This window comes from Tropicibacter naphthalenivorans, from assembly GCF_900176475.1.
GTDB classification, from domain to species: Bacteria; Pseudomonadota; Alphaproteobacteria; order Rhodobacterales; family Rhodobacteraceae; genus Tropicibacter; species Tropicibacter naphthalenivorans.
The window spans coordinates 43,156-54,517 of record NZ_FWXX01000015.1; the positions used below are offsets into that span (position 1 = coordinate 43,156).

Consider the following 11,362-nt stretch of genomic DNA (forward strand, 5'->3'; position numbering starts at 1 on the left):
ACATGCGTCTGCCCCCCCTTCTCGCCCTGCCGCCCATTGCGCTCGGCATCGTCGCGGCGGTCTGGATGATCTCGTCGGCACCCGGACCGGCCCAGATCGAGGGCAACGGATCCGCCCTGCCGGTCCGTGTATTGACAGTCGCGGCAGTAGACCTCCGCCCAATTGCCACGGCGTGGGGCAACCTGCGGGCGGCCGACACCTGGGTCGCCGTGGCTGAAGTGCAAGGCGAAGTGATCTGGCGCCACTCCAACCTGGAACACGGCCGCCTAATCCCGGCGGGAACCGAGGTGCTGCGGATCGACCCTGCCGACTATGAGTTCGCGTTGGCGCAGTCGCAAGCCGACCTTGCAGCGCTGGACGCCGAACAGGCGCAACTTGCGACGGAGGCCGAAAACACACGCCGCATTCTCGATCTGGAACGTGCGCGACTGACGCTCGCTGAGGCAGATCTTACGCGCACGCGGACCCTGGCCCAACAGGGTACGGCCCCGCAATCGCGCGTCGATGAGGCCGAGCGTGCCACGCTTCTGGCCCGCCGCACGGTCGCGGAACTCGAAAATGCGATGGCTCTTATCCCGTCCCGCGAGGCACGGATCGCGGCACAGGTCGCGCGCAGCGAGGCCGCCATCGACCGCGCGCGCCGCGCGCTCGACCGCACAACCCTGACGACGCCGTTCGGCATGCGTGTGACCGAGGTAAGTGCGGAGCTGTTTCAGACCGTCGCCCCTGGTCAGGTGGTGATCCGTGCCGACGGAATTGCGGCGGCCGAGGTCGTGGCGCATCTGCCAATCGACAGCTTTCGACGCCTCGTGGGAAATGCACCCGAGGGCATCACCCTTGCCGACATGATGCGCGACATGCCCACCTCGCAGATCGAGGTCACACTCAGCCCGCTGTCAGACCCGACCCAAGTCTGGACCGCCCGTGTTGTCCGGATCGAGGGAGCGCTGGATGCCCGTGCGCGCACCGTGCCGGTCGTGGTCAGGGTTGACGACCCCTATGAAGGAGCGGACCCGCCCCACCGCCTACCGCTGGTGCCCAACATGCAGGTGCAGCTATCCTTTTCGGGCGCATCCCTCGCAGGCGTCATCGCTATCCCCGAGGCAGCGTTGCATATGGGCACGGTGCGGATCCTCAGTCCCGATGATCTGCTGGAATTGCGCCCCGTCGTCGCGGCCTTTGCGCAAGATGGCCGCGTCGTCATCGCCGCGGGCCTGTCGCCGGGCGACCGCGTGGTGATCGACGACATCGCTCCGGCGATCCCGGGTATGGCCCTGACCGCGGTCGAGGCCCCGCAATGATCCGCTGGTTCACCGGCCACCCGACGGCGGGCAACCTGCTGCTGCTTCTGTTCCTCGCCGCCGGCGCCTTTGCAGCACCCGGTCTCTTGCGCGAAACCTTCCCCGATTTCCGCGCCGTCGAGGCCGAGATCACCGTGCCCTACCGGGGCGCTGCGGCCGAGGATGTGGAGGCCGCGATCTGCGCGCCTCTTTGGGATGGGGTGCAGGGTGTCGAGGGTCTGGAGACCTTCACCTGCACCGCACAGACCGGCCGTGCCCGTGCCGTGGCAACCATGGCGCCTGGCAATGACGCACTACGCTTCGTCAATTCGCTGCGGACCGAGGTTTCAGCCATCGACACTTTCCCCGACCGCGCCGATCCGGCCGTGGTGCGCGAACTGCACCGTTCCGATCCCGTCACATCGGTCGCCATCTCGGGCGATCTGCCTTTGGCCGAACTGGACCTTTATGCCGACGCGCTGTCCGACCGACTGACCGCCCTGCCGGGTGTTGCCCGCGTGACGCGTGGGGGCCTCGGCATCCGGACACTCAACATCACCGCCACCCGCGCCGTACTCGACAGCCACGGTCTGACACCTGCCGCATTGGCCGCCGCCGTCGCCGCGCAAAACATCGACCTGCCCGCCGGTACGCTACAAGGGCCGGGCGCGGACCTGACCTTGCGCTTCACCGCCGAACGCGACACGGCCACTGCCCTTGCTATGATCCCGGTGCTGGTTTTGCCGAATGGCGCAACGCTTACGCTGGGCGACGTGGCGGCGATCGAGGAACGCTTCGAGCCGCCGCAGGACCGCGCCTTTGTCGATGGCACCCCCGCCATCGTGCTCGATGTCGCCAAGGCTCTCGATTCCGACGCGCTGCGCGTGCTCGACGGGGTCGCAGCGTTGGTGGCCGAGGAAAGCTCCCGCCTGCCCGCCACGATTTCGATCGAGGTGGTGCAGGACGTGACATCCATCATCCGCGACCGGCTGGTGATGCTGGTTCAGAACGGGGTGATTGGGCTTGTGCTGGTCGTCATCGTGATGAGCCTGTTCTTCCGCCCCGGTTTCGCGATCTGGGCCGCCATGGGCCTGCCCGTGGCCTTTGCGGGCGCATTTGTTTGGATGGCGCTGACCGGGCTCAGCCTCAACATGATGACGCTGGTGGCGCTTTTGATGGCGATCGGGATCGTGATGGACGATTCCATCGTGATCGCGGATTCCATCGCCGTACACGGCGCCAAGGGAGCCGCGGTCGAGAACGTTGCGGCAGGCGTGGCCGCCGTAGCCCCCGGTGTGATCTCGTCTTTCTTGACGACACTTGCCGTGTTCCTGCCCCTCGCCTTCCTTGCAGGGGAACTTGGGGCTGTGCTCGAGGTTCTGCCGGTGGTCCTGCTGGCGGCTCTCGCCGCGTCACTGATTGAGGCATTCTTTATCCTCCCTCACCACTTGAAAGGCGCGATAAAGGACACTGCCCCATCGCGCTTCCGCATCCGCTTCGACGCGGGCTTCGATGCCCTCCGCGAACGCGGCGTGGGCCGCCTCGCCGATGCCGCGATCAAGGCGCGCTGGCTGGTCGCAGGGTTGGCCATCGGTGCCTTGATCCTGACCGTCGGCGCCCTGGGCGCCGGCGTGGTCAAGCGCGAGGCGATGCCCGAGATTGACGGCGATGTGCTGGAGGCGCGGCTGATGCTCCCTGCAGGAACCACGCTGACGCGCACGACAGAGGCGGTCGCACAAGTCGAGGCTGCGCTTGACCGTGTGAACGTCCTCCTGACCCCCGAACAACCCGAGGCGCAACCGCTTGTCGTCCGCCGCATCACCCGGCTTGGCCGCAACTTGTCGGCAGGCGAGACCGGGGCTCATGTCGCCACCGTTGCGGTGGACCTCCTGGGTGCCGAGACACGCACGAGCACACTTGACGATATCGTCACGCTATGGCGCGCGGAAATCGGCGCTCTGCCTGGTATTTCCTCGCTGATCCTGACAGAGCCGGGGATAGGCCCACAGGGCATCGCGGTGGAATTGCGCCTGAGCCACCCCGACCTCGCCACGCTGCAAGCGGCTGGACGCGCCACGCTGGCCGAGTTGGAAACCTATGCCGGTGTGCGCAACGCGATCCTCGACCTGCGCCCGGGCGCACCCGAGCTGCGGCTGAGCCTGTCGCAGGGCGCCGAGGCCTTGGGGCTGACCGCCACGGATGTGGCCGGCCAGCTCCGCGCGGCATTTCTCGGCACACAGCTTTCGGAAATCCGGCGCGGCGACCTGGCATGGGACCTTGAGGTGCGGCTAGCCGATGATGACCGCGCCACCCCCGGCGACCTGAGCGTCTTCGAAATCGCCCTACCCGGTGGCGGCACCGTGCCGCTGTCCAGCATCGCCACGATCACGGAGGCGCGCGGCTGGGGCACCATCACGCGGCGCAACGGCCTGCGCACGCTGACCGTCGCGGCCGATGTGGACGGTCGCATCGGCAATGCCGATGCGATCACTGCGCGGCTGTACGAGGGCTTTCTGCCCGATCTGACCGCCGCCACCCCCGGCCTTACCTTCGAGATCGGGGGGCAGGCCGCCAATTCGGCCGAAACCGTCGCCTCGATCCTGCGCGGGTTCCTGATCGGGCTCGTGGGTATCTACCTGGTGCTCAGCTTCCAGTTCCGCAGCTATGTCGAACCGTTGATTGTGATGCTGACCATCCCGCTGGCGTTTCTGGGCGTCATCTGGGGCCATGTTCTGATGGGCTACAACATTTCCATGCCGTCGCTGGTAGGGGCGGCATCGCTCGCGGGCATCGTGGTGAACAACGCCATCCTGCTGGTCGGCGTTATCAACGCCCGCCGCGCCGAGGGGCTTTCCGCCGCGCTGGCCGCAGGAGAGGCTGTGCGGTCGCGGTTCCGCCCGATCTTCGTCTCGGTTTCGACCACCATCATGGGGATGGCACCGTTACTCTTGGAATCTTCGACCCAGGCCCAGACGCTCAAGCCACTCGTTATCTCGGTCGTCTTCGGGCTCTTGGCGGCAACGGTTCTGATCCTTTTGGTGTTGCCCGCATTCTATGCAGCGCTCGAGGACATTCGGCCAAGGAAACAGCGCCATGCTGCCGTTCCAGAAGGTCGCTAACCCCACCCCGCCTGATGAATAGACAAGACAAATTGGGACTGGCGGAGACCTAAGCAAATTGTCGAACGGACGTTCATTCCGCGTCAGATTTCGCACGGATTTTGTCCGGTAGCAAGTTGGAAAATTAGCGCGGATCGCGACCCCAAATAACCTGCAACTGACCACACCTGCCTGAAAATCACGCGACGAACCGCGATGGAGTGCGATCAAGAAATGAACATATTGTGAACCGGATACTACTTAAATTATTGATATAATTAAAAATATTTTCCCGCCATGATTGACCGCGTATCACAATGAAGCTGGACGGCCGCAATGCTGCGAGCCTCGGACATTCGTTTAGTACGCAGCATCGGTTTAAGGGGCTCTTTCCGGCCGTTAGCTGCGTTTTGCACCAATGTCCGCACTGAGTATCGTTAATGCTTGAAACAGTTCTCTCTGTGCCAATTCACAAATTCCGCCCTTGGCCGGTTGGCGAGGCGGTCCGGCACCAAGATCTTGCCGGACGAGTTGATCATCGATGCCACTGCTTCGATGTCGTTGCTTTGGCGGGAAACCAGAATAGTCAGGTCGTCAGCCAATCCAACGAGACCGCGATCAAACATCCAATGTGCAGTTCCGGACAGGGCGAGCCCGTTGCTGACGATATCAGGGCCGTCATGCTCTACAGGTCTGATATGAGCGGCTTCTACTTCAGCTCGGCCACCGCCGTTGATGAGACGTAAACCAGTTATAGCGCAGCGCTCGCCGTAGGCGCGCAGGACGTTCTTTCTGAAATTACGATCGCGAACCGCGCGATTGGTCAGCTGGTTGACGCGTTCTCGAGCGGGCATGTGTTGAAAAGGTGTTTGAGCATCTTGAAATCCTGGCATCTGCATCGTGTCGCCCACGCGAGGCAGGATGTCCTCATCTCGTCCAAGGCCACGTTCGACTATTCGGGCAAAGTCTTCAGCTGAAAGGGTTCTGACCGCGGCTTGCGCGCGTCCGGATATCTTGCCTTGATCGTTCAGCAATCCTCTTTCGATGACTGAGTTCTCGTCTCGGAATGAAACAGGGTCGCCGAAATCAAGATACGTTCCTGGCTCGATGACCGCCAAGAACATGTCCTGCTTCCTAGGATCCGGAATGATTTCCTGCACTTTGGCGACAGCAAAATACCCTTTGGTCTCTTTGACCTTGCTTGGCTCCAGGTAGACGATCCAATCCCCTTCGCACTGATGGGCACGCGAGAGGTATTGCTTGGGAAACTGATACCGCTCCGAGGGAATATCGTCGTAGATCGAGTCGCTGCGGTGGATGAAGATGCCGAAAGCCATCGGATCACCTGCGTTGTAGGCGTTCCAATTTTCGATCGGCCGCGCGTAGGGTCAGCACCGCACCTGTCAAAAATGGAAGTGCCAAGCCCGCTGCAGCGATTGCGAAAATCATGATGGTGGCCAAAACCGAGTATTCGGCGGTCTGTTGTGCCAGTGATAGTCGACCCAAGCCAATCAGGTAGAACACGCTGGTTCCCAGGAAGATCAGGTAAAGCGGCCCAAAGGGTTCGATCACCTCACGGCGGGTGCGCTCCAAGACTGAATGTCGCAACATGTTCCAGCGTTTGCTTGCCTTGTTCACCAGATTACTCCCTTACCAGCTCGATCCATGTGTGCACGTCATCATCCGTCACTTCACGGCCTTCGACTTGCGATTGATACCAGCGCGCGACGATGGCCCCGCGCTTCTCGCTTTTGACTTTTATGCCCTCGTCGGTGAGGTGCTTATCCAGCGAGCTTTCGATGTGTTTGAGGGCCTCGAAATCATGCCCAGCCCGAATGGATTTGGTGCCGAGCAGTAGCCAAGCGACGTCAACATCGTAGCGGCTTTGCATCTTGACGAGGGCCTCGACCGGGACGCCGCGTTTGCCCTTTTCGTAGCTGTGATAGGCACGATGTGACACGCCAATAGCTTCAGCCATAGCGGCCTGCGAGACGCCTATCTCATTGCGACAGATCGCGAGGCGAGCGCCAATCTCTGCAAACAATTCAGCATCATCTCGCACCATGCAAGTTTCCCAATTGACGAGTGCGCAATTTTGTATAAATATAGCACAAAATGACGCATATTTACGGTTTGATCCATCTGACCACGTCAGAAGGTGCAGAACAAGCGATTCCATGCGTGTCGCCGATTCAACTTACGCGGACAAGGACAACTGAAATGGCAGAGACCAACTATTCAGAAAGCTCTCAGATCCTGGGGCTTGGAAAAACACCCGCGCAGTGGGTCGAAGCTATGGCCGGGATGGGGATCGATATTTCAGAACGCACTTTGCGTGAACGCGCCAATGAGACCGGCGCCTTTTATCGCCTTGGGCGGACTATGCTCATCACGCCCGCGCAAATTGATACGATTTTTGAAGGAGGCCAGTCATGCCGCTCCAAATCTACAAAAGGGGCCGCGTCTACTGGGCTAAGGGCTGGGTCGAGTACAACGGCAGGCCAATCGCAGGCCCATACCGGCGAAGCACTAAGGCATCTACAGAAGCAGGCGCAAGGGACTGGATAAACCGCGAGACCGAGCTTCAGATTCGTCGCCATGTCGTTGGCGACGAGCCGAGCAAGACGTTCTCAGATGCAATCATGCTCTACAACGGCTCCCCAAAGACCGCGAAGCAGTTAATCCCGATTGTCGAAGAGATTGGGGACATGCCGTTGGGGGCTATTTCTGGCGCACTTCTGAAGGGCCTTGGACCAAAGTTGAAACCCAATGCCTCGACCGATACTTGGTGGCGAGAAATCGTGACGCCAGCGAGTGCTGTGATCAACAACGCGCATGAGTTGGAGGGCACGCCCTTAATTCGAGTGAAGCCCTACGACAAGTTCGAGCGGATCGCCCAGGACAAGCGGCGCGGCAAGCCCAGCCGGGTTGAACGCACACCGGCGGACAAGGAATGGATCGAGGCGTTCTGCCGAGCCGCTGATCCGTACAATGCCGCCCTGGTTCGGTTCATGTTCGAGACGGCAGCGCGGATCGATCAAGCTGTTTCAATCGAGCCTGACGATCTGAGGCCTGCCGAGAACAAGGTCAGGGTGAAGGCGCAGAAGGGCCACCCGGAAAGCTGGATAACCGTCTCGCCTCAGATGATGGACGAGCTGCTGGACCTGCCGCCGAAACGGCCCAAGAACCGCAAGACTGGCAAGCTGATGAAGCCCCGCGTCTTCGGCTATGGCAGCTCTACGGGTTACAACACGCGCTGGAAGACGATCTGTAAGCGTGCAGGCATTCCATACCTGTCGGCACACCCGGCAGGGCGGCATGGGTTTTTCACCGAATTGGTCGTGCGCCAAGGCGTCGATCCGGTCACCGCCGCCAAGGCTGGGCGCTGGTCGGACCCCAATTTGCCGATGCGTATCTATGCCCACGCAGAGACGGATGAGGCCGATGTCAGGGCCCGTTTTCGTACAAACCACGTACAGCCGGACACTGTACAAACACCCAAGAGCAAGAAATCAAAGAAGGAATAGCGCTATGAACGGTTCCCTCCTAAGGGGCAGGTTGCAGGTTCGAATCCTGCCGGGGTCGCCATCGTCTCCTTGAGTCGGAAAAAGCATATTAGTGCGCAAACGACGGCATAAGTCTGCGCAAAGGCTATCAAGCGGGTTGGCCCAAATATAGACCCGTTCCAAACCTGAACACAGATCAAAAAGCTAAGATGCTGGTTTTGCCTGTCGGACACCCGATGCGGCTGTTGCGTCGGATTTTAGAAGTCAATTTCCGTTTTCAACGGAATGCGGCGCTCCTCGGAAACAGACGGGCAAGGATGTGCTCAACCGCGTGAGCGACGTCCGCTCGCAAGGCTAATTGTGGGCCTGAATCAACCTGCCCCGCTCTCTCGAAACATGTTTGGACTGTTTTGACATTAGGGGGCGGATCTGAAAATTCTTAATGATTTCAGGCAATTGACGTTTCGCTGACGCATGTCCGCCTAACATGAGGTGAAATGACAAGGAGGACACCATGTTGCCAACCACATTTCGGATCGCAATGCTGAACCGCATTACCCTTGCGCCCTACTATACCCCGTCGGTGCCGGACGCGTCTGGTTATGAGTGGCTTATCGTCGAACGCGCTGGCCCCGTCTTGAGCATTAGCGACGGGACTGTCTCCGCTGACGGCACAGAAACCAAAGCGCCGGATGACCTGAACACAAACAACACGCTTGCCAGTGTCTTGATCGAGCCGGGAAGCGAAATCGAGACTTTCCTCTTCATGCGCCACCTGCCGCCACCCGCGGTGACTGAAGGCGCGTTCTTTCCCGCCGACGGGTATGCACGGCTCGCTCGCTCGCAAGGCGGTGATCTGACGCTGAGCGCGCACGGCCGACATGCACTGCTCACCGAAATCCGCGCCGGGCGGCCTGTCCACCTCGACGTGTCTATTCCTCCCGCGAATTTTGGGGGCGCGCGTACATGGCATTTCGAGGCGGCCCAAAAACCTTGGACCCAACAGGTGATCTGATACGGAGGAAATAAACATGAAACCGACTTCATTGCGCCCGCACCTGACGGGTCTCGACCGGGCCAAGGCTGCCCAAAAGCGCCGTTTTCTGGCCGCCGACTTGAGCCAGTCACCTGACCGCCCGCCTTTCGAAGCCAGCGACAACGGTGACAACGCCACCTTCGACAAACTGCCCCTTGCCTTCACCAAGGGGCTTGAACACAACGCCTATGGCATTCTCGAGGATCCGGGCCACTATGCCAAGTTCGAACAAGCCCTGACGCAGAAGGGTCCGGACGGTGCGGAAACTGATTTCAAATTTGACGTGCCGGGCACCAAGGTCCAGCCTGGCTTCTCGTTCCGAACAATGGTCAAAGGTACCGTCGCGAAGGCGCGAACCTGGGAAAGCCCACTGTGTGGCGTGACCTATGTCGAAGAAGGGCCAGACCCGGGCTCTGTCGGTATGCCGCCCGCGCCCCGTCTGGGTAGCAGCGAGCTTTGCGCGGAAATGGCCGAAGTTTATGCCATGGCTCTTGTGCGTGACATGTCCTTCGAGGAATTATCTGACCGGAGCAAGAAGCTGTACTATATCGACGACACCGGCGCGCCGGTGGACCATACACTGGACGATGGCAGCCCGGTAACCGTCGGCGATTTGATCGATGCGTTCAACAAGTTCAACTGGTTCAAGCCCGATGGTATGCCCTTTGGTGGCGAGGACGCAACGCTGTCGACGCATTTGACCGAACCGGAAATGCTGCGCCGCAAGCGTGGCCATACCATGGTGACGGCACAGGACACGAACAGCTTGTTCCGTGGCTCGGCTCCCGGTGTGCAAAAGGGCGACTATCTTTCGAAATTCCTGACACTGGCAACCGTCGCCTATGGTGCGCATACCATCAACCAGCGCATCTATCCGGCCAAGCCCGGCCTGGACTACATGTCCAACTGGACCGCATGGCTGGATGTCCAGAATGGTGCGAACCTAAAAGAAGGCGGCGCGATTTCGGATGAGGACGCCGATTGCACGGTGATCAAAACCGGACGCCATCTGGCGCGCTATGTGCATGTGGACCAGCTGTACCAAGCTTACCATATTGCGGCGCTGGTGCTGGCTCAGTCCGGTTTTACCACCTCGGTCGGGTTTCCCGAGAACGGCGAACACCCACGCGCGATGCCTTTGCGACGTTTGGTGGCCCACATGTTCTGGCCCTGTTTGCCGAAGTGTCGAGCCGCGCCCTAAAGGCTGTTCGTCGACAAAAGTTCCAGATCCACCGCCGTGGTCGTCCCGAGCGGCTGGCGGCCATGATCACACTGGCGGCCAATGGGCATTCCGACAAATTGGGCACGGCCGCCCCTGTAGTGGACAACATGCTGACCGAATTGAAGGACAATTTCGGCCCGTTCCTCGAACTGATTGCCAAGCACAATGCGCGGCAGAACGGCACACCATGGAGCAGTATTCGCGCCTCGGAAGGCAAGATTGAACTCACCGAAATGGGCACGTTCGAGCCGCACCCCGACAAGAACTATTTGCTACCGATGGCCTTTGCCGAAGGTTCTCCCATGCACCCGTCCTATGGTGCGGGCCACGCCGCCGTCGCCGGGGCCTGCGTGACAGTGCTCAAGGCCTTCTTCAAGACGGTCGACCCGGACAACAGTTGGACCCAAACTCTGATGAGCGAAATCGATGCAGAAAAGGTAAAAGGCCTAAAAGACATCAAAGATCTGACGGTCGAAGGTGAATTGAACAAGCTGGCTGCCAACATCGCGATCGGGCGGGATATGGCTGGGGTCCACTATTACTCGGACTACTACGAAAGCTTGCGTTTGGGCGAACGCATCGCTGTCGGCATCCTGCATGAGCAGATGAGCAACTATAACGAGCCTGTCTCCATGTACCTGAAAAGTTTCGACGGCGACCGAATTACCATCAAAACCGATGGCAAATTCGATGTCGAGCTCGACGTTGAGGGTAAGACGGCAGACTGGTGGTTGCGCAATACCGGCCAGACGCCAGGGCCGAGCCTGTCAAATTGGCAAGGCCTCTGAAGCAACGATCCCGGCCCTCGGGCCGGGATCCGTAAGTCGGAGATGGCTTCGGAAGCCGAATAAAAAATGCTAACAATCACGCGGCCTAGGCTCAGGACTCATTTCCATTCACAGCCAGAAGATGACGATGGCGGCGAGAGCGATGGCTGAGAGAAAGATGACCGGGTTTCGGTCGTAACGCGTCGCGACCCGTCGCCAGTCTTTCAGTCTACAGAACATGATCTCGATCCTGTTGCGGCGGCGGTAGCGACGCTTGTCCACTGCCCGGCAGGGTATTGCGCAGCAATGTCCCGAGAGGGGTATTTTACGGGTGTCTTGCGGCTTTTCCTGCCTAGTATACAGGCGCGTATCTTCTTGTCCTGCAACGTTTCCGTGAACCAGTCGGCATCGTAGCCTCGGTCCGCCAGAAGCCACTTGGCCGAAGGCAGTGCG

General features: G+C 60.3%; 9 protein-coding genes and 1 pseudogene. 6 read left to right on the forward strand and 4 right to left on the reverse strand.

The annotated features are described in order from the left end of the window. Positions 1-2: 2 nt before the first annotated feature. Entirely contained in the window at positions 3-1,301 is a 1,299-nt protein-coding gene (locus B9A11_RS19455) for an efflux RND transporter periplasmic adaptor subunit (protein ID WP_058249363.1), read from the forward strand. After that, on the forward strand, positions 1,298-4,399 hold the full coding sequence (locus B9A11_RS19460; RefSeq protein ID WP_058249362.1) for an efflux RND transporter permease subunit: 3,102 nt from the start codon (positions 1,298-1,300) through the stop codon (positions 4,397-4,399). The genes B9A11_RS19455 and B9A11_RS19460 overlap by 4 nt, the downstream gene beginning before the upstream one ends. A gap of 416 nt (positions 4,400-4,815) precedes the next feature. On the opposite strand, the gene B9A11_RS19465 is transcribed toward B9A11_RS19460, so the two are convergent. Genes B9A11_RS19465 through B9A11_RS19475 form a run of 3 tightly spaced genes read right to left on the reverse strand, consistent with a single transcriptional unit; the run spans position 4,816 to position 6,443 of the window. Beyond that, entirely contained in the window at positions 4,816-5,715 is a 900-nt protein-coding gene (locus B9A11_RS19465) for an HNH endonuclease (protein WP_058249361.1), read from the reverse strand. 4 nt (positions 5,716-5,719) lie between these two features. Then, positions 5,720-6,016 (reverse strand): hypothetical protein, encoded by a 297-nt coding sequence (locus B9A11_RS19470; protein WP_039966215.1) that lies wholly within the window; start codon positions 6,014-6,016, stop codon positions 5,720-5,722. A 4-nt stretch (positions 6,017-6,020) separates the two neighbouring features. Then, a complete protein-coding gene (locus tag B9A11_RS19475; RefSeq protein ID WP_058249360.1) occupies positions 6,021-6,443 on the reverse strand; it encodes a helix-turn-helix domain-containing protein in 423 nt (140 codons plus the stop codon). Between the two features lie 367 nt (positions 6,444-6,810). Here B9A11_RS19475 and B9A11_RS19480 point away from each other — a divergent pair, with 367 nt between their 5' ends. The 4 genes from B9A11_RS19480 (at position 6,811) to B9A11_RS19495 (ending at position 10,930) form a co-directional block, all read left to right on the forward strand. Next, positions 6,811-7,905 carry a tyrosine-type recombinase/integrase gene (locus tag B9A11_RS19480; protein ID WP_058249359.1) on the forward strand — a complete coding sequence of 365 codons (1,095 nt, stop codon included), beginning with the start codon at positions 6,811-6,813 and terminating at the stop codon, positions 7,903-7,905. A 493-nt stretch (positions 7,906-8,398) separates the two neighbouring features. After that, a complete protein-coding gene (locus B9A11_RS19485; protein WP_058249358.1) occupies positions 8,399-8,899 on the forward strand; it encodes a hypothetical protein in 501 nt (166 codons plus the stop codon). A gap of 16 nt (positions 8,900-8,915) precedes the next feature. Beyond that, positions 8,916-10,121, forward strand: a complete 1,206-nt coding sequence (locus tag B9A11_RS19490; RefSeq protein WP_058249357.1) for a hypothetical protein — start codon at positions 8,916-8,918, stop codon at positions 10,119-10,121. Positions 10,122-10,183: 62 nt separating this feature from the next. Next, a complete protein-coding gene (locus B9A11_RS19495; RefSeq protein WP_058249356.1) occupies positions 10,184-10,930 on the forward strand; it encodes a phosphatase PAP2 family protein in 747 nt (248 codons plus the stop codon). 108 nt (positions 10,931-11,038) lie between these two features. Here the strand turns inward: B9A11_RS19495 and B9A11_RS19500 are convergent. Continuing rightward, a pseudogene (locus B9A11_RS19500) lies at positions 11,039-11,362 on the reverse strand (transposase); the annotation flags it as partial.